The sequence below is a fragment of the Allobosea sp. WAO genome, assembly GCF_001509835.1.
Classification (GTDB): domain Bacteria; phylum Pseudomonadota; class Alphaproteobacteria; order Rhizobiales; family Beijerinckiaceae; genus Allobosea.
Genome location: NZ_JXTJ01000008.1, coordinates 277,041 through 295,506 on the forward strand (window position 1 = coordinate 277,041; position 18,466 = coordinate 295,506).

14 protein-coding genes and 1 pseudogene are annotated in these 18,466 nt (G+C 66.1%); 7 read left to right on the forward strand and 8 right to left on the reverse strand.

The genetic code is table 11. The features are described from left to right. Positions 1-106: 106 nt before the first annotated feature. From DK26_RS16215 to DK26_RS16240, 6 genes are all read left to right on the forward strand, one after another. On the forward strand, positions 107-3,022 hold the full coding sequence (locus DK26_RS16215; protein ID WP_066474591.1) for a ribonucleoside-diphosphate reductase subunit alpha: 2,916 nt from the start codon (positions 107-109) through the stop codon (positions 3,020-3,022). 84 nt (positions 3,023-3,106) lie between these two features. Continuing rightward, positions 3,107-4,234, forward strand: a complete 1,128-nt coding sequence (locus tag DK26_RS16220; protein ID WP_066474594.1) for a ribonucleotide-diphosphate reductase subunit beta — start codon at positions 3,107-3,109, stop codon at positions 4,232-4,234. Positions 4,235-4,263: 29 nt separating this feature from the next. Next, positions 4,264-5,349, forward strand: a complete 1,086-nt coding sequence (locus DK26_RS16225) for an ABC transporter substrate-binding protein (protein WP_066474598.1) — start codon at positions 4,264-4,266, stop codon at positions 5,347-5,349. Position 5,350: 1 nt separating this feature from the next. Beyond that, entirely contained in the window at positions 5,351-6,403 is a 1,053-nt protein-coding gene (locus DK26_RS16230) for an iron ABC transporter permease (protein ID WP_066474600.1), read from the forward strand. After that, positions 6,400-7,167 (forward strand): ABC transporter ATP-binding protein, encoded by a 768-nt coding sequence (locus DK26_RS16235; protein ID WP_066474602.1) that lies wholly within the window; start codon positions 6,400-6,402, stop codon positions 7,165-7,167. The genes DK26_RS16230 and DK26_RS16235 overlap by 4 nt, the downstream gene beginning before the upstream one ends. Next, the gene (locus DK26_RS16240; RefSeq protein ID WP_066474603.1) at positions 7,164-8,408 is read left to right on the forward strand and encodes a copper chaperone PCu(A)C; all 1,245 of its coding nucleotides are present in this window, start codon (positions 7,164-7,166) and stop codon (positions 8,406-8,408) included. The genes DK26_RS16235 and DK26_RS16240 overlap by 4 nt, the downstream gene beginning before the upstream one ends. Before the next feature lie 192 nt (positions 8,409-8,600). On the opposite strand, the gene DK26_RS16245 is transcribed toward DK26_RS16240, so the two are convergent. The 6 genes from DK26_RS16245 to DK26_RS16270 all read right to left on the reverse strand — a co-directional run bounded on the left by DK26_RS16245 (position 8,601) and on the right by DK26_RS16270 (position 14,655). Further along, entirely contained in the window at positions 8,601-9,653 is a 1,053-nt protein-coding gene (locus DK26_RS16245) for an NAD/NADP octopine/nopaline dehydrogenase family protein (protein WP_066474604.1), read from the reverse strand. 10 nt (positions 9,654-9,663) lie between these two features. Next, a complete protein-coding gene (locus DK26_RS16250; protein ID WP_066474605.1) occupies positions 9,664-10,785 on the reverse strand; it encodes an FAD-binding oxidoreductase in 1,122 nt (373 codons plus the stop codon). A 39-nt stretch (positions 10,786-10,824) separates the two neighbouring features. After that, complete coding sequence (locus tag DK26_RS16255) at positions 10,825-11,619, reverse strand: ABC transporter permease (protein WP_066474607.1); 795 nt, start codon at positions 11,617-11,619, stop codon at positions 10,825-10,827. Next, on the reverse strand, positions 11,616-12,476 hold the full coding sequence (locus DK26_RS16260) for an ABC transporter permease (RefSeq protein WP_248309996.1): 861 nt from the start codon (positions 12,474-12,476) through the stop codon (positions 11,616-11,618). The genes DK26_RS16255 and DK26_RS16260 overlap by 4 nt, the downstream gene beginning before the upstream one ends. Continuing rightward, the gene (locus DK26_RS16265) at positions 12,469-13,542 is read right to left on the reverse strand and encodes an ABC transporter ATP-binding protein (protein WP_066474612.1); all 1,074 of its coding nucleotides are present in this window, start codon (positions 13,540-13,542) and stop codon (positions 12,469-12,471) included. Before DK26_RS16265 ends, DK26_RS16260 begins: the two co-directional genes overlap by 8 nt. A gap of 63 nt (positions 13,543-13,605) precedes the next feature. Next, entirely contained in the window at positions 13,606-14,655 is a 1,050-nt protein-coding gene (locus DK26_RS16270; protein WP_066474615.1) for an ABC transporter substrate-binding protein, read from the reverse strand. A 99-nt stretch (positions 14,656-14,754) separates the two neighbouring features. Between DK26_RS16270 and DK26_RS16275 the strand changes: the two genes are divergently transcribed. Further along, complete coding sequence (locus tag DK26_RS16275) at positions 14,755-15,747, forward strand: LysR substrate-binding domain-containing protein (protein ID WP_083533268.1); 993 nt, start codon at positions 14,755-14,757, stop codon at positions 15,745-15,747. Positions 15,748-15,990: 243 nt separating this feature from the next. On the opposite strand, the pseudogene DK26_RS16280 reads toward DK26_RS16275, so the two are convergent. Further along, positions 15,991-17,639: pseudogene (locus DK26_RS16280) on the reverse strand (ABC transporter ATP-binding protein). Further along, positions 17,636-18,466 (reverse strand): ABC transporter permease, encoded by an 831-nt coding sequence (locus DK26_RS16285; RefSeq protein ID WP_066474617.1) that lies wholly within the window; start codon positions 18,464-18,466, stop codon positions 17,636-17,638. The pseudogene DK26_RS16280 and the gene DK26_RS16285 overlap by 4 nt, the downstream one beginning before the upstream one ends.

Sequence of the window (18,466 nt, forward strand, 5' to 3'; positions counted from 1 at the left end):
GGGTGTCCCGGTGGTGCGCTGGCAGGTCGCTGCGGGCATCCCCGTTTGCGCACCTTCTCCAAGCGTCCGCTTTGGCCTTTGCCCCCAACATCTTGGGGTTGATGCCATGTCTCTTTCTCTCGAAGCCGAACGGCCCGGGCTGCTGCCTCTGACGATGCCGACTGCATCTGTCGGCCCCGCTGCTACGGAACCGGGCTACCAGCTCATCCGCCGCAACGGCGCGGTGACGCCGTTCGATCCGTCGAAAATTTCGGTCGCGCTGACCAAGGCGTTTCTTGCCGTCGAGGGCTCGAACGCCGCTGCCTCGCGTCGCATCCACGAAGCCGTCGCGGAGATGACCGAGCAGGTCGTGGCGGGACTGACCCGTCGCGCCGCGAACGGCCGTACCTTCCATATCGAGGACGTCCAGGATCAGGTCGAGCTCGCGCTGATGCGTGGCGAGCATCACAAGGTCGCCCGCGCCTATGTGCTCTATCGCGCCGAGCGTGCGGCGGAGCGGGCCAGGGCCCAGGCCGAGGCGAAGCCTGCGGCCCCGATCACGCCGGCCCTGCGGATGAAGCTCGCAGACGGCGCGCTGGTGGCGCTCGACGCTGCTCGCCTCGACAAGGTTGTGCGCGAGGCCTGCGCCGGCCTCGACGGCGTCTCGGCCGAGCCGATCCTGACGGAAGCCCGCCGCAACCTCTATGACGGCATCTCGCTCGACGAACTGGCGCTGGCGCCGATCCTCGCCGCCCGCACGCTGATCGAGAGTGAGCCCAACTACGCCAAGGTCTCGGCCCGGCTGTTGCTCGACAAGCTCCGTCGCGAGGCGCTGAGCTTCGTCCACGGCCATGCCGAGCAGGCGACGCAGGAAGAGATGGCCGCCGGCTATGGCGATTATTTCGCAGCCTATCTCAAGACCGGCATCGAGAACGAGCTGATCGATCCCGAGCTCGGCCGTTTCGACATCGCCCGCATCGCCGGAGCACTGAAACCCGAACGCGACCTCCAGTTCGACTATCTCGGCTTCCAGACACTCTACGACCGCTACTTCCTGCATGTCCGGGGCAATCGCTTCGAGCTGCCGCAGGCCTTTTTCATGCGCGTCGCGATGGGGCTGGCGCTGCGCGAGATCGACCGCGAGGCGCGCGCGATCGAATTCTACGACTTGCTGTCATCCTTCGACTTCATGGCTTCGACGCCGACCCTGTTCAATTCGGGCACGCTGCGTCCGCAGCTCTCCTCCTGCTTCCTGACCACGGTCGCCGACGACCTCGACGGCATCTTCAAGGCGGTGAAGGACAATGCGCTGCTCGCCAAATATTCCGGCGGCCTCGGCAACGACTGGACGCCGGTGCGGGGCTTGGGCGCCCATATCAAGGGCACCAACGGCGAGAGCCAGGGCGTCGTGCCGTTCCTGAAGGTCGCCAACGACACCGCTATCGCGGTCAACCAGGGCGGCAAGCGCAAGGGCGCGGTCTGCGCCTATCTCGAGACCTGGCATGTCGACATCGAGGAGTTCCTCGATCTGCGCAAGAACACCGGCGACGACCGCCGCCGCACCCACGACATGAACACGGCGAACTGGATTCCCGACCTGTTCATGCAGCGCGTCGAAGCCGGCGCCGACTGGACGCTGTTCTCGCCCGACGAGGTGCCGGACCTGCACGACCTCTATGGCAAGCCTTTCAAGACTGCCTACGAGGGCTATGAGGCCAAGGCGGCCGCTGGCCAGATCAAGGTCTTCAAGCGGGTGAAGGCGCTCGATCTCTGGCGGCGCATGCTGACCATGCTGTTCGAGACCGGGCACCCCTGGGTCACCTTCAAGGACGCCTGCAATCTTCGCTCGCCGCAGCAGCATGCAGGCGTGGTGCATTCCTCCAATCTCTGCACCGAGATCACGCTCAACACCTCGGCCGACGAGGTCGCGGTCTGCAATCTCGGTTCGGTCAACCTGGTGGCGCATGTCACCGCCGAAGGGCTCGACCAGGCGCGGCTCGCCCGCACCGTGACGACCGCAATGCGCATGCTCGACAATGTCGTCGACATCAATTTCTACACGATTCCCGAAGCCCGCCGCTCGAACCTGCGCCACCGCCCGGTCGGTCTCGGCCTGATGGGTTTCCAGGATGCGCTGCAGAGCCTGCGCCTGCCGGCGGCGTCCGAGGAGGCTGTCGCCTTCGCCGATACCTCGATGGAGGTGATCAGCTTCCATGCGATCTCGGCCTCAGTCGATCTCGCCGCCGAGCGCGGGCGCTACCCGAGCTTCGAGGGTTCGCTCTGGTCCAAGGGCATCCTGCCGATCGACACGCTCGATATCCTCTCGGAGGCTCGCGACGGCGATGTCGAACTCGACCGCTCTCCGACGCTCGATTGGGAGGGGCTGCGCGAGCGGGTGAAGACCACCGGCATGCGCAACTCCAACACGATGGCGATCGCGCCGACCGCGACGATCTCGAACATCGTCGGCGTCTCGCAGTCGATCGAGCCGTCCTATAGCCAGCTCTACGTCAAGGCGAACATGTCGGGCGACTTCACGGTGGTGAATGCCGGGCTCGTCCGTGACCTGAAGGCGCGGGGGCTCTGGGACGAGGTGATGGTCTCGGACCTGAAGTACTACGACGGCAAGGTCAGCCAGATCGACCGCGTGCCGGCCGATCTCAAGGCACTCTACGCGACATCCTTCGAGATCCCGACCGAGTGGCTGATCCGCGCTGCCGCCCGCCGCCAGAAATGGATCGACCAGGGCCAGTCGCTGAATCTCTACATGGCGCAGCCTTCCGGCCGGAAGCTCGACGAGGCCTATCGGCTCGCCTGGCGGCTCGGCCTGAAGACGACCTATTACCTTCGCGCGCTGTCGGCGACCCATGTCGAGAAATCGACGCTCAAGGGCACCGACGGGAAGCTCAACGCGGTCTCGGCCACGGTGCCGGTCGCGGCGAAGGCCGCAGCGCCGATCATCATCGACATCCCGCTGGAGAACGGCATGGCCGTGCCGAACGCCTGCTCGATCGACGATCCCACCTGCGAAGCCTGTCAGTAGCGCTTCGTTCGCCACCCTCAGCACACCGTGCCCTGGGAGACACCCCGGGGCACCCGCGCCATCAAATCAAGAACGGAACACCCCATGCTCGACTGGTCCGACACCAAGCCGGCGTCTGTCGCCAACCCCGCCATCCTGACCAACCCATCCTCCGCCGCCGATGCCACCGGCCTCGGCGAGATCGACCGCAATGGCGGGCGCGTCACCGTCGACGAGAAGCGCATGATCAACGCGCGCGCCGACCTGAACCAGTTGTTGCCGCTCAAGTACAAATGGGCCTGGGAGAAGTACCTCGCCGGCTGCAACAACCATTGGATGCCGACCGAGGTCTCGATGCAGGCCGACATCGCGCTGTGGAAGTCCAAGGACGGGCTTTCCGAGGACGAGAGGCGCATGCTCAAGCGCAATCTCGGCTTCTTCGCGGCGTCTGAATCCCTCGTCGCCAACAACATCGTGCTGGCGATTTACCGGCACCTGACCAACCCTGAATGCCGGCAGTACCTGTTGCGCCAGGCCTTCGAGGAGGCGATCCACACGCACACCTTCCAGTACATCGTAGAGAGCCTCGGCCTCGACGAGGGCGAGCTGTTCAACATGTACAGGGAGGTGCCCTCGATCACTGACAAGGCGGCCTGGGCGCTCAAGCATACGCAGAACATCGAGAACCCGGAGTTCCGGACGGGGACGCCCGAGAACGACCAGGCGCTGCTGCGCGACCTGATCACCTTCTACGTGATCTTCGAGGGCATGTGGTTCTACACCGGCTTCGCGCAGATCCTCTCGCTCGGCCGGCGCAACAAGATGGTCGGCATCGCCGAGCAGTACCAGTACATCTTGCGTGATGAGTCTATCCATCTCAACTTCGGCATCGACGTGATCAACCAGATCAAGATCGAGAACCCGCACCTCTGGACCAAGGCCTTCCAGGACGAGGTCCGTGGCATGATCCGGGACGCGGCTGAGCTGGAAGCCGCCTATGGGCGGGACACGATGCCGCGCGGCTTCCTCGGGCTGAACGCGGCGCTCTGCGAGCAATACATGCACTTCATCGCCAACCGCCGCTGCGCCCAGCTTGGCCTATCCCCGGTCTTCGCCGAGACCGAGAACCCGTTCCCCTGGATGAGCGAGGCGATGGATCTGAAGAAGGAGAAGAACTTCTTCGAGACCCGCGTCATCGAGTACCAGAACGGCGGCGCGCTGAGCTGGGAGTGACGCCGTTGCACCGATATCCGGGGAATTCCATGGCATTCGCGATCGATCCGAAGCGGGCCTTGCTCACTGGCTTGGCGATCTCCTGCTTGGCGGGGCCTGCCCGTGCCGAGCCGATCTCGCTCACCGACCTGGAGGGACGTAACGTTCGGCTGGAGAAGCCTGCCGAACGCGTTGCCGCGATCCCGATCCCGATGGCCTCCATCGTCATCGCGATGGGCCAGGGCACGGAACGTCTCGCCGGCATGAACCAGGTCGCCAAGAGCGCGGTCCTCGAAGGCATCCTCGGCAAGATATTTCCTGAGGCCGCCAAGATCCCGGCCGATATCGCAGGGCAGAACTTCATGCCGAATGTCGAGGCGCTGGCGGCGACGCGGCCGGACCTCGTTATTCAGTGGGGCGGACGAGGGGACGATATCGTCAAACCGCTCACCAATGCCGGTCTCGAGACGCTGCTGATCCGTTACGGCACCGAGGACTACGCGCGGCGTTACATCACGCTCGCCGCTAGAGCCGTCGGGAAGCCGCAGCGTGCAGCGACCAACATCGCCTGGCGCGAACGGGTCGAGGCCGATATCGCAGGGAAGGCGAAGGCCATCGCGCCGACCGCCCGGCCGAAGGTCCTGCACATCCAGAACGCGTTGACGAACCTGACCGCAGCCGGCACCGGCAGCTACGAGGACACCTCGATCCGGCTTGCTGGTGGCAGCAACGTCGCCGCGGAGCTGAACAACATCATGCCGGTGAACCGGGAGCGGATCGCCGTATGGGATCCGGACGTGATCCTGCTCAATGGTTTCGAGCAGGACCTGACGCCGGAGTTCATCTACAAGGATCCGATCCTGTCCCAGACGGCGGCGGCGCGGGCGAAGCGCGTCTACAAGTATCCGCTCGGTGGTTATCGCTGGGACCCGCCTAACCAGGAATCGCCGTTGACCTGGATGTGGCTGGCGAACCTGCTTCATCCGGAGGCCTTCTCCTTCGACCTGCGCAAGGAGATCCGCGGGAGCTTCAAGGAGCTCTACGCCTACGATCCCTCGGATGCCGATATCGACGGCATTCTGCGCCTGCCGATCCACGCTTCAGCCGCAGGCTATGATCGGCTGAGGACGCGCTGACATGGCGCTCGCTACTACTGCCGACATCGCCGGTCCGAAGCGCTGGTCGCGGCGCGTGCTCGTCGGCAGCGGGCTGATCGGCCTGCTCGCTGCCGCCGTGCTGGTCGGTCTCTGCGCCGGGCAGTTTCCGGTGAGCCCATCGCGCTCGCTCGCGATCATCGGAGTGGCGATCCTAGATCCGCTCGCGGCGCCGAGTTTGATGGAAGAGCGCATCGTGCTGCTGGTCAGGCTGCCACGCCTGCTCCTGGCGATGTTCGCCGGCGCAGGGCTCGCCGTCTGCGGTGGAGCGCTGCAGAGCGTCTTCCGCAATCCGCTGGTCTCGCCGCAGATCCTGGGCATCTCTCCCGGGGCGGCGTTCGGCGGGGCGCTTGCCATCCTCTTGGGGATATCCGGCTTACCGTTACTGGGCTTGTCCTTTGCCTGCGGGCTCGGTGCGCTCGTTGTCGTCGGCTGGATCGCCCGCATCAATGGGCGCACGGAGCCTGTGACGGTGCTGCTGGCGGGCCTCGTTGTCGGGGCTCTGTTTACCGCACTGGTTTCGCTGATCCAGTTCGTCGCGGACCCCAACGGCTCGCTGCCCGCGATCGTCTACTGGCTCATGGGAAGCCTGGCCGGAGCGACCTGGGAACGGGTCTGGCTGGCGGCTCCCGGCATGCTGATCGGCACGCTCGTGCTCCTCGCGTTGCGGTTTCGCCTCAACGTCCTCGCGCTCGGCGAGAACGAGGCGCGCAGCCTCGGCGCCAGGCCCGAGCGTGAACGCTGGCTCGTCTTCGGCCTCGTCGCGGTGGTGGTCGCCTCATCGGTTGCCGTCAGCGGCGTGATCGGTTGGGTCGGGCTCGTCATTCCCCACATCAGTCGGCTTCTCGTCGGCCATGATCAAAGGCTCGCGCTTCCGGTCTCCGCTCTGCTCGGCGCGACTTTCATGGTCGTCGCGGATACGCTGGCGCGGACGGCGACCACGGCCGAGATTCCGCTCGGCATCCTGACTGCGATCGTAGGCGCCCCGATCTTCGCGCTGCTCTTGCGTCGGCATTACGGGGAGCGAGGGGTATGACGGTCGCGTTGCACGGGGCCGGAGTCCATCTCGGCGGGCGATGGATCTTTCGGAACCTGAATTTCACTGTCGCGCCCGGACGCAGCCTAGCCATTCTCGGCCCCAACGGCCGCGGCAAGACGACCGCGCTCCACGCGCTCCTCGGCTTCCAATCGCTCGCGGAGGGGAGGCGGGACGCACCGGAGCGTGTCGGCTATGTCCCGCAATTGCTGGCTTCGCACGCACCATACGCCCTGCGTGACGTCGTCGTGATGGGGCGCTGCGCCAGGATCGGCCTTTTCGGGCAACCGAAATCCGAGGATTATCGTGCGGCCGACGCGGCGATGGAACGGATCGGCATCGCCGATCTCGCTACGAAGCCCTTCGATCGACTGTCCGGCGGTGAGCGGCAGATGGGCCTGCTGGCGAGGGCGCTCGCGACCGGAGCAAAGCTCCTGGTCCTGGACGAGCCCGGATCGGCGCTCGATCTCAAGAACCAGGGTCGACTGCTGCGCCTTCTCCACGAATTGCGCCGCAGCCGGACAATGACCATCGTTTTCACCACGCATGATCCCAATCACGCGCTTTTCGCAGCGGACGAGGCGCTGTTGCTCCTCGCCGATGCACCGGCGGTGCTGGGGAGCGTCGAAACCGCCCTGAGCGAGAGCCAGCTTTCACGTCTCTACGACGTGCCGATGCACCATCTCCGTCTGCCCGATGGCGTTGGCGGTGCCGTTCCGGTGATCGTGCCGCACCACCATGGTCCCGGAGAGCAAAGGTCATGACGATTTCGGCACAGAATCCGACTTTCATCCCCGGCTCTGACAACCCCGTTGTTGCGGGTGACTTCGAAGTCGCGATCCTGCTGGGGCGCGGCATGCCGCTCGGCGAGCAGAAGCGCAGCCTCGCCGAAATCGGCAGAGAACTCGTCACGCGCGGCCTCGTCGGGCGCGTCGAGATCGCATTCGCGGAAATGTCGGCGCCGTCGCTTGAAACCGTGCTGAGCGCCTTGCTTGCCGAGGGCATCGGTTCCTGCGTCGTCATTCCGGTGATCGTGCCCTTCGACCGCAACCTGCGCGGATGGCTCGGACGCTGGCTAAGCCGATGGACCGCCGACGGCGCCGGTTCGATGCGCGTGGTGCTTGCCGATCCCGTCGACGGTGTCGCCGATCTGCTCGTTCCCGTCGCGTCCGCTTTCGAGCGGGCGCTGTCGCGCGACGATGTCAGGGTCGCGATCAAGCCGCTCAAGATCAAGGCGGGCGCCTCGCGGATACCGGATGTTGCGCGCGTTGCGCTCGTCTGCCTCGGCCCACGCTGCGCCCAGGCAGGCGGTTTCGAGATCTATGACAGGCTGCGCCGGCGCTTCGGGCCGCACAAGCCCGACGGCCTGAACGACGAGCCTCTGCTCTGCCTGCGTACCAACTGTCAGGGTCCGTGCAATTTCGCGCCCCTGGTTGCGGTTCAGCCGGACAACATCTGGTACGGACAGCTCTCGCCCGAGGGGATCGACCGCATCGCCGACGAGCACTTCGGACGCGGCGGCCCGCCTCTTGTGGAATGGGCCCTGAAGCCAGGTGCGAGGCTGCGGCACGCCGATGGCAGCCTTGCCGAGCCCGATCTTCCGTTTGCCGCGGTGACCGCCGGCGATATCCGGATCGAGCGCCTCTTCGTTCGCAAGGCGATGGCCGAAGAGAATGCTCTCGCTGCCTTCATGGATATCGAGAATGTCGGGGTGAACGACGACGAACTGGTGTCTATCGCGTGCACACTCACGGAACGTATCGCGATCCATGACGCGAGGGCGCATCGCACCGCTGCGTTGGGACATCACGAGCTTCAGGCTGGACAAGGGCTTCCGCTGTCTCTTGCCTCCAGCGCGGCCGTCCGCCTCGCGCCTGGTCGACTTCATATGATGATGCTCGACATCCAGGATCTACCTGAACCAGGAGGGCAACTCGATCTCGGGTTCACCTTTCGCCGGATGGGGCGCGTCGACGTTCGATGTTTCGTGCACGCCGCGGACTGACGACCGCGGGACACTGAAGACCACTGTCGGAGTGCTGCCCGAAAAAGCTGCCCTCGGCACCACTATGCCTCGGTCCACAAGCGAGTGCGTTGTGCCACTTCCAGACGATGGACGATCGACCGGAAGCGGACGTTCGTCGAAAACGGATATTGCCAGCCTCGACCTTGATCCCGGCCTCGAACGCCATCAAGCTCATGCCAGCAGCTGCTCGCGCGAAAGACCGTTCCTTGTAAGTTCGGGCAGAATGTCGTTGTCCTGTGCGAGATCTCGCCCATAGAGCGCGGAAAAGATAGCAAGCCCGGCCTCGTGCAGCGGCATCGGCACGCCGGCCAGCCGCCCAAGCTCGGCGAGCGGCAAGAGCCCGAACGGGACGTCTTCCAGCGTGTAGCGTGTGTCGATGGTAGCCGGGCCCAGCGTCGTCGGCTGGGTCTCAGCCAGCATGCGGGAGGTTTCGCCGAGCGGCGCGTCCGGCACCCCATACGTCAGGGAGTAGTGCTCGCGCATCGTCCTGACCGTTAGGCCGAACGCGGCGGCCAGAGCCAGCCGTTCGGCGTCGATAGCTTCGAGCAACCGGCCGACCGCCAGGGTCAGATTTTCGCTCTGTCCCCAGGCTTCGCCCTTCTCCATCCGGGTGAAGTTAGCCAGCGCCAGCGCCATATGGCTCTGCGGATTGACGTTGCTCAGCGATACCGCGAGCAGGCCGTCGACGCTGCGGAAACGATCGCCGAACAGCACGCGGCAGAGAGCGAGCCCTTCGTCGGCGAGGCGCCGGGGCAAGGTTGCGATGTCGACCTTGCTGCGGATCGTCGCGATCTTGACCGTGCTCGGCCCGGTGCGGCGCGAGCGCAGGATCGTGGTGCTGAGCGCGATGATCGGCACCTCCACGCCGCGTGCGGCGAGCAGCCGCGACAGGTAGAAGGCGCCAAGCGAGGCATGCGAGGAGATGATGACCGGCTGCCCCGGTGACAGCAGCGGCGCCATCGCGTCCATGACGTGCTTGTGCCCATTCGCGGGCAGGGCGATCAGGACGGCGTCGGCACCAATCAGAGCGGCCTCACAGCTCGGCGCTACGCCGGGCCGGAACTCGCCTGCGATCTTGCCTTCGCTGACGAGCGGTGCGCCGGCGGCGAGCGCTTCCGTGCTCTTGCCGGAAGGCGACCAGAGGACGGCGTCATGCCCGTTCTGGGCGAGATAGGCGGCGGCGGCGAAGGCGGCTGCGCCTGCCCCCATGATGGCGACACGCATCGGATCGTCCTCAGTTGAAGAAGCGGCTGGGGCGGAATTCGGCGAGTTCGCCGCGCTCGCGCCCATTGACGAGTTCGTCGGCGACGACCTCGCCGAGGAAGGCACCGAGCGTCACGCCGCTATGGCTGACCACGGCATAGTAGCCCGACAGGCCGGGCACTGGGCCGACGGCCGAATAGGAGTCCTTCGGGATCGGTCGCGTCGCGATCCGGACCGCCTCGACGTCGACGTGCTTCAGCGCTGGAACGGTCCTGACGGCTCGGCGCATCAATTCCTGAGCCTGCGGATGCGACGGCAGCGCACCTTCGTCGCTCGCCAGCAAGCGGTCGAGCTCGTTCGAGCGCAGCAGGAAGCGCCCGCCGCCATCGGGTCGCATGTTCACCAGGGGCGTGCGCAACGCGCTCCGGAGCGGCGTGCCTGCCGGCGGGGTATAGGCGACGATGCCGAGTGTCGGCGCCAGTGGAATGCGATGCTGCGGTGTCTGGACGACGTCGTTAAGCCAGCGGCCGGCGCAGTTTACTACGACGTCGGCCTCGATGGTCCGGCCATCGGCCAGCACGACGCCGGTGCAGCGCTCGCCAGCCAGCACCAGGCGGTCGACACGGCCTTCGACGAACGTCGTGCCATGCCGCTTTTGGGCCGCGGTGACCAGGGTGCCGGAATAGGGCACGGGATCGAGCCAGCCATCTTCGGGATAGTGGATGACCGGAGCGTTGCCGATCGCGTCAGGATTGATCTCAGGCTCGAGCTTGCGGACGTCGTCGAGGCTGAGGACCTCGGCCGGATAGCCCCAGGCGATCAGTTGCTGCAGCTTGGCGAGCGGGTCGGTGCCATCGCGGCCGCCGGCTTCGGCTTCCGCGTCCTGCCATTGCAGCACGCCGGGCCGGTGGTACCAGTCCGCGCCGGGAAACTCGGCGAGGATGTCCTCATGCGCCTGGCGGCCGGCGAAGTTCAGCCGGAAATAGGCCTCCGACGTCAGCTTCTCGCAGGCATTGACCCAGGCATAGGTCACGCTGGAGGTGCCGCCGCCCGGCCGCCTTTCCTCGACGATGGTGACCTCGGCCCCGGCCTGCGCCAGGCGATAGGCTACCGATGAGCCGATGACTCCGGCCCCTACAACGATCGCTTTCATTGTCCAATCCCCGAAAGGTCAGGATGTGCCGGCCGGGCGTCAGCCCTTGCCGACCAGGATGCGGTCCAACCCGTAGATGCGGTCCACGACCGCCATGAGCAGGAAGGTGAGGAGGATGACGACAGTCGAGACCGAGGCCACCAGGGGATCGATCGACTCCTCGATGTAGTGGTACATGCGTACCGGTAGCGTCATCGAGGATGGGGTCGCGACGAATACGGTCATCGTCACCTCGTCGAAGCTTTGGATGAAGGAGATGACCCAGCCGCCGGCGACGCCGGGGATCATCAGCGGGAAGAGCACCCGCCGAAACACCGTCCATTGCGAGGCCCCGAGCGAGATCGCTGCCCGCTCGATCGCCGGGTCGCTCGTCGTCAGCGCCGCCAGCACGAGACGCAGGCCATAGGGGAAGATGACGAGCACATGGGCGCCGAGCAGCCCGATGAAGGTTCCGGTCGTGCCGATCTGCGTGAAGAAGCGCAGGAAGGCGACGCCGAGCACGACATGCGGGATGATCAGTGGCGACAGGAAGAGCGCGACGAAAGCGTCGCGGCCCGGAAAGCGATGTCGCGCCAGAGCGAGCGCTGCCGGGACGGCCAGCACCATGGCGAGGCTCGCCGAGAGGACGCCAAGCAGGATACTGAACCAGAAGGCGTCGATGAACTGGCTGTGGCGCAGGATCGCCCAGAACCAGCGCAGCGAGAACGAGGTCGTCGGCAACGACAGCAGGTTCGACGGCGTCAGCGACATCCACATCACCACCACCAGCGGCGCCAGCATGAAGGCGACGAACAGCGTGTGGAACGCGACCGCGAAGGCTCCGTTGCGGCTCATTGCGCAAACCTCTGATAGCGCCGCTCGACGATGCGGTTATAGGTCAGCATGATCGCGGCGTTGACGATCAGCAGCACGATGGCGATGGCAGCGCCGAGCGGCCAGTTCAGCGTGCCCAGGAACTCGTCATAGGTCGCGGTCGCCACCACCTTGAGCTGGCGACCGCCAATGATCGCCGGCGTCGCGAAGGCGCTGGCGGCGAGGGCGAAGACGATCAGCGAGCCCGACAGGATGCCGGGTATGACCTGCGGCAGCACGATCCGCCGGAAGATCGTGAACTCGCTCGCCCCGAGCGAGCTTGCGGCGCGGATCACCTTGGGATCGAGGCGCTGGAGCGCGGCCCAGACCGAGATCACCATGAAAGGCACCGCGACATGGACCAGCGCGATGATGACGCCCTGAACGGTGTAGAGCATCGGGATTGGGCCCGAGGCGAGGCCGAGCGCGGCGAGCGCCTGGTTGATCACGCCGTTGCGGCCGAACAGCAGGGCCCAGCCCAGCGTGCGTACCACCACCGAGATCAGCAGCGGACTCAACGTCACGATCAGGAAGATCGAGCGCCAGGGCGCGCGCATGCGCGACAGGAAATAGGCCTCCGGCGCGCCGATCAGGATGCAGATCGCCGTCGTCGCCAGCGCGATGCCGACCGTGCGCAGGAAGATCGTGTGGTAATAGGGATCGCCCAGGGTGTCGGCGTAGTTGCCGAAGGTGAAGCCACCCATTTGGCCGGTGTTCAGGTCAAAGGCCTGGAAACTCAGGCCGGCTATCATGGCGAGCGGCGTCACCAGCAGCGCCGCGAAGACAAGCAGCGCCGGCAGGCTCAGCAGATAGGGCGCGCGGCGCTTGCGGCTAGTCACGGGCGGCCTCCGGCACCACGGCGGCATCCTCGGGCGTCCAGGCGATCGAGACCGTGTCGCCTTCCTGGAAACGCGGGGCGCCACGATGCGGCTCGGAGACCAGCACGCTTCCGACACTCGTCTGCACCGCGAACAGCCAGGAGCTGCCCTGGAATACCCGCGATTGCAGGCGGCCATCGACCGCGCCTGCTCCGGGCGCGCCGATCTGGACCTTTTCCGGCCGCAGCGCGATCAGCACGGCCTCGCCCACCGGCACGGGGCGATGCAGCCGCCCGCCGACCTCGGCCGGCAGGCCCTCGATGCGCAGGCGCGCGATCGACCCATCGACGGCGGTGACCTTGGCCGGCAATTGCGAGGAGCGCCCGACGAAGGCCGCGGCGAAGCGGCTCGCGGGCGCGTCGTAGAGCGTCAGCGGGTCGGCGAGCTGGACGATACGGCCGGCATCCATCACCGCGATCTTGTCGCAGGTCGCGAGCGCTTCGGCCTGGTCGTGCGTGACCATGATCGTGGTCGTGCCGACACGACGCTGGATCGCGCGGATCTCGACCTGCATCTCCTCGCGCAGCTTGGCGTCGAGATTGGACAAGGGCTCGTCGAGCAGGAGCAGCGCCGGCTCGATGGCGAGCGCCCGCGCCAGGGCGACGCGCTGCTGCTGGCCGCCGGAGAGCTGGCGCGGATAGCGCTCGCTCATGGCCGAGAGGTGCACGAGGTCGAGGGCCTGGCGGATCGCCTGGTCCCGCTCGGCACGGCCCATCCCGCGCATTTCCAGCCCGAAGGAGATGTTCTCCGCCACGGTCATGTGTGGAAACAGCGCATAGCTCTGGAAGACGATGCCCATGCCGCGCCGGTTCGCCGGCACGCCCGCGAGGTCGCGGCCGTCGAGCAGGACGCGCCCGCCGCTCGGCTCCTCGAAGCCGGCGACGATATTGAGCGTCGTGGTCTTGCCGCAGCCGGAGGGGCCGAGCAGCCCGACGAACTCGCCCGGCTCGATCGCAAGGTCGATCCCCGCGAGCGCGGTGAAATTGGCGAAGCGCTTGGTCAGCGCCTCGAGTGCGATCTTGGCCATGGGCTTGAACAGGCTCGTTCGGGAGAGGGCAGGCCCGGGGGCAACCGGCCTGTCGGGATGGTCTTAGCGCTCGACTTCGCGGTTCCAGCGCTGCGTCCAGGCGGCGCGGTTCTGGTTGACGACCGGCCAGTCGATCTTCGCGAGCTTGCCGACGGCCTCATCGCCGACGGCAAGGCCCTCCTTCTCCTCCTCGGTCAGCTCGGTCTTGCGGTTGACCGGGCCGTAGCCTGCCTTGGCGAAGACCTTCTGGATCTCGGGCGAGAGCATGTGCTGGATGAATTTCTGCGCCTGCGCCGGCACGTCGCTGTCGACCACCGGGCACATCGTCACCATCAGCGCTGCCGCCCCTTCCTTGGGCTCGACGGCCTGGAGCGGCAGCCCTTCCTTCTTCAGCGCGACGGCGCGCGAGCGCGCGACCACCGTCATCGCGATCTCGCCACTCTGCAGGAGTTCCTCCAGCTTCGGGGCGGAGGGGGCGAAGGTCACGATGTTCGGGCGGATCTCATCCTTGAAGGCCTTGAAGCCTGGGTCGATGCTGGCCTCGCCGCCGCCCTTGGCGCGCGCGACCATGATCAGGCCGTGCAGGCCGGTCGTGCTCGCAGCACCCAGGAGAGCAAGCTGGCCCTTATAGGCGCTGTTGCCGAGATCGCCCCAGGAGGTCGGGACGGGCAGTCCCTTCTCCTTGAAGATCTTGGTGTTGTAGACCGGCGCGGTGACGCCGATGCCGAAGGCGATCGCCTGGTCGGCCAGCTTCGCGATCGGATAGATGTCGTCGAGCACCGGCGCCTTCTGGATCGGCGCGCAGAAGCCGAATTGCACCGCCTGGTACATCGGCCCGTCATCGACGATCGCGACGTCGATCTCCTGCTTGCTGCGCTGAGCCTGCAACTTCGCCAGCGTCGCAGTCGACTGACCAGCGACGTACTCGATCTTGACGTTGTTGGCCTTCTCGAAGGGCGGAATCACGGAGTCCCGCATCAGGCGCTCGAACGAACCGCCATAGCCGGCGACATACATGGTGTCTTGCGCCAGGGCGCCGGGCGCCATCCAGCCCGTGGCCGAAAGCGCCAATCCGAGCGCGATCGAACAGATTCCGTGATGCGGAGACTTCATGCCAGCAACCCCTCTTTCTTGTCCTGATTGCCATCAGGGTTTCGGTCGGAGGGGTATCTGTCAATTGACGAAGTATGGATCGCTCGATCCGGATTTGATATGGGCGCAACAATTCGTTCGGCGAGCGTTGCCGTTGGCCGAGCGTCGTTTCGCAGGACTGTGAGGCTTTCGATCCCGGAGGGCTTTGATTTGACGCAAATTGGCCACAAGCACTGGGAGGCCTTCAACGCCGTGCTGCATGTCGGCAGCTTCACGCAGGCGGCGCGTCTCCTACGCACCTCGCAGCCATCAATCTCCAGGTTGCTGAAGGAACTGCAGGAACGCCTGGGCTTCGCCCTGTTCACGCGGGCGGATGGGCGCAGCTGGCCCACGGCGGAGGCACTGGCGCTGCACGAAGAGGTCGAGCGCAGCTTCGTCGGGCTGGAGCGGATCGCGGAGCGGGCTGCCCAGATCAAGGAGCAGCGCGTCGAGCAGCTCAGGATCGTCAGCATGCCGGCGCTCGCCCATCAGTTTCTGCCGGCGGCGCTCGCTCGCTTCCTGAAGGAACACAGCGGCGTGGCAGCCGCCCTTCAGGTACAGCGCTCCGAAACGATCGCGTCCTGGGTCTCGACACGCCAGTTCGACATCGGCTTCGCGATGCTGCCGATGGAGAAGCCGGGCGTCGAGATCGAGCTGTTCGACCCTGCGATCGGAGTCTGTGTGATGCTACCCGATCATCCGCTCGCGGCGCACGACGTGATCACCCCGCAAGACCTGCATGGCTTGGCCTTCGTGGGAAAGGGGCGGGACAGCTTTGCCCATCTGCCGCTGCAGCGCGCTCTCGATGATGCCGGCTCCATGCCGGACATCCGCGTCGACACTCCCATTGCCGCAGTGGCCTGTGAGCTGGTCGCCAACGGCGTCGGCGTCACGATCACCGATCGCTTCACCGCCAGCGCCTTTACTTCGCGAGGCCTCATCTGGCGCCGTTTCGAGCCGGATGTGCCCTATAATTTCGGCGTGCTGTTTCCCTCCCACAGCAAACGAACCGAGCTTGTCGAGACATTCATGCACTTTCTACGAAGCGAGAGCCTGAATTGTGGGCACGCGTAGCGCCAAGACCGGGAGTTGGCGCGTCGCCAGGAAGCAGACATTGGTAGCTAGGTTGCGGGGACTTCGGGCGAGCTTCGGCAAGACGGACGAGCCGTCATGCTCCAGCAACCAGAAAGCTTGCTACTGAACGCAGCCCCGGTGGACGGGGCTTGAGGCCTGCAATGCGACGGCTACTGGCGCGATCAGAATACGTCGCCCAGCGGCGTCTCGGCCTGCGCCGATCTGCGCCCAATCGCCGACAGATCAGCCTGTTGCCTCTCGAGGCAGCCCTCGCTCCTGCCCGAATTCGCGGCCCGGGATCGAGGCGAGCAGCGCCTTCGTATAGGGGTGCTGCGGCTGGCCGAAGACCGTGCCGATCGGCCCGGCTTCCACCACCTCGCCACTTTTCATCACCGCGACGAGATCGCAGACCTGGGCCGCGACACGCAGGTCATGGGTGATGAAGACGATCGACAGCCCGAGACGCTGGCGCAGCTCGGCCAAGAGCTTCAGCACCTGCGCCTGCACGGAGACGTCGAGCGCCGAGACCGGCTCGTCGGCGACCAGTACCGCCGGCTCCAGCGCCAGCGCGCGGGCAAGGCCGATGCGCTGGCGCTGGCGATGCGCTGGCGCTGGCCGCCCGAGAACTCGTGCGGGTAGCGTTCGGTCGCAGCCGGGTCGAGCCCGACCAGCCCGAACAGCTCCTTGGCGCGGGCCAGGGCCTCAGGCCGCGCCATGCCATGCACGATCAGCCCCTGCGCCACCGCCTCGCCGGCCTTGCGGCGCGGATTGAGCGAGGCGAACGGGTCCTGGAACACCATCTGGATATCGCGCGTCGCCGAGCGCATCTCCTCACGGCTCAAACTGGCGAGGTCGATGCCGTTGAGGCGGATCTCGCCGCTTTCGGGGTCGATCAAGCGCACGAGACAGCGCGCCAAAGTCGACTTGCCTGAGCCGGATTCGCCGACAATGCCGAGCGTCGCACCCCTGGGCAGCACCAGCGAGACGTCCTTGACGGCATGGGTGACGCGCTGGCCGCGTCCGAGGAAGCCGCCGGTGCGGTAGGTTTTGGAAACGTGCGCGATCGTCATGATCGGCTCTTCGGAGAGTGCCCGCGGCGGCGGCGCCTTGAGCGGCGGCACCGCGGCGATCAATTGCCGGGTATAGGCGTGCTGCGGGTTGCCGAGCACGGACGCAGTCTCGCCGGCCTCGACGACCTCGCCCTTGCTCATCACCGCGACCCGGTCGGCGATCTCGGCGACGACGCCGAAATCATGGGTGATGAACAGGACGGCCGTGCCCTTGCGGCGCTGCAGGTCGCGGATCAATTTCAGGATCTGGGCCTGGGTGGTGACGTCGAGCGCCGTCGTCGGCTCGTCGGCGATCAGTACCTTGGGATCGAGCGCCAGCGCCATTGCGATCATGGCGCGCTGGCGCTGGCCGCCGGAGAGCTCGTGCGGATAGGCCTTGAAGGCGAGCGCCGGATCGGGAATGCGCACTTCCTCGAGCAGAGCGAGCGTGCGCGCCTTGATCTCGGCCGCCGACAGATCGCTGTGCAGCTCGAACATCTCGCCGATCTGGTCGCCGATGCTGCGCAGCGGATTCAGCGCCGTCATCGGCTCCTGGAAAATCATGGCGATGCCGGCGCCGCGCACCTTGCGCATCTGCGCCTCGTCGAGCCCGCAGAGATCGCGGCCCTCGAACAGGATGCGGCCGCCGTCGATAGTGACGCCGCCGGGCAGGAGCCGCATGATCGCGTTGGCGGTCATCGACTTGCCGGAGCCGGATTCGCCTACGACGCAGAGGATCTCGTTCGCCGCCAGCGAAAGCGAGACATGGGCCATGGCATGCGAGCGGTCGCCGCCGGCCGGCAGCTTCACGCTGACATCGTCGAGGACGAGGATCGGGCTCATCGGCTCTTCAGCCTCGGATTGAGGGCATCGTTGAGCCCCTGTCCGACCAGCGAGACGGCGAGCACGGTGACGAGGATGGCGATGCCGGGAATGGCCGAGACATACCACTGCACGCGTAGCACGTCGCGGCCGGCGCCGATCAGATTGCCCCAGGACGCGACGTTCGGGTCGGAGAGCTTGAGGAAGGCGAGGGCGCTTTCGAGCAGGATCGCGATCGCCATCACGACGCTGGCATAGACGATCACCGGCGGCAGCGCGTTCGGCAGGATCTCGCCGAAGATCAGCCTGATGTCCTTTAGGCCGAGCGTGCGCCCTGCCTGCACAAACTCGCGGTTGCGCAGGGAGAGGAACTCCGCCCGCGTCAATCGGGCCGAGGCCGGCCAGGAGACGATGCCGATCGCGACCGTCACGGTGGTGATGGTCGAGCCGAAGACCGCGACCAGCACCAGCAGCAAAAGGAAGTTCGGCAGGGTCTGGAACGCCTCGGTGACGCGCATCAGCGCGGTATCCACCCAGCTGCCATAATAGCCGGCGAACGCGCCGACAGTGATGCCGATCATGATCGAGATCACCGTCGCGACACCGCCGATCAAGAGCGAGATGCGTGCGCCGTGGAAGATCTGGGCGGCGATGTCGCGCCCGGAATTGTCGGTGCCGAGCAGGAAACGCGGATTGCTGAACGGCCAGATCAGCGGCCGCCCGGCGAGCGCCAGCGGATCGCGCGGATAGAGAATGTCGGCGCTCGCGGCCATGGCGAGGACGAGGATCAGCAGCACGAGGCCGATGACGGCGGGCGGGCTGCGGAAATAGAGCTTCACCAGGTCCAT

Coding starts and splice junctions, on each gene's coding strand:
- DK26_RS16215 (WP_066474591.1), top strand. CDS start 107: ATGTCTCTTTCTCTCGAAGCCGAACGGCCCGGGCTGCTGCCTCTGACG.
- DK26_RS16220 (WP_066474594.1), top strand. CDS start 3,107: ATGCTCGACTGGTCCGACACCAAGCCGGCGTCTGTCGCCAACCCCGCC.
- DK26_RS16225 (WP_066474598.1), top strand. CDS start 4,264: ATGGCATTCGCGATCGATCCGAAGCGGGCCTTGCTCACTGGCTTGGCG.
- DK26_RS16230 (WP_066474600.1), top strand. CDS start 5,351: ATGGCGCTCGCTACTACTGCCGACATCGCCGGTCCGAAGCGCTGGTCG.
- DK26_RS16235 (WP_066474602.1), top strand. CDS start 6,400: ATGACGGTCGCGTTGCACGGGGCCGGAGTCCATCTCGGCGGGCGATGG.
- DK26_RS16240 (WP_066474603.1), top strand. CDS start 7,164: ATGACGATTTCGGCACAGAATCCGACTTTCATCCCCGGCTCTGACAAC.
- DK26_RS16245 (WP_066474604.1), bottom strand. CDS start 9,653: ATGCGTGTCGCCATCATGGGGGCAGGCGCAGCCGCCTTCGCCGCCGCC.
- DK26_RS16250 (WP_066474605.1), bottom strand. CDS start 10,785: ATGAAAGCGATCGTTGTAGGGGCCGGAGTCATCGGCTCATCGGTAGCC.
- DK26_RS16255 (WP_066474607.1), bottom strand. CDS start 11,619: ATGAGCCGCAACGGAGCCTTCGCGGTCGCGTTCCACACGCTGTTCGTC.
- DK26_RS16265 (WP_066474612.1), bottom strand. CDS start 13,542: ATGGCCAAGATCGCACTCGAGGCGCTGACCAAGCGCTTCGCCAATTTC.
- DK26_RS16270 (WP_066474615.1), bottom strand. CDS start 14,655: ATGAAGTCTCCGCATCACGGAATCTGTTCGATCGCGCTCGGATTGGCG.
- DK26_RS16275 (WP_083533268.1), top strand. CDS start 14,755: ATGGGCGCAACAATTCGTTCGGCGAGCGTTGCCGTTGGCCGAGCGTCG.
- DK26_RS16285 (WP_066474617.1), bottom strand. CDS start 18,466: ATGGACCTGGTGAAGCTCTATTTCCGCAGCCCGCCCGCCGTCATCGGC.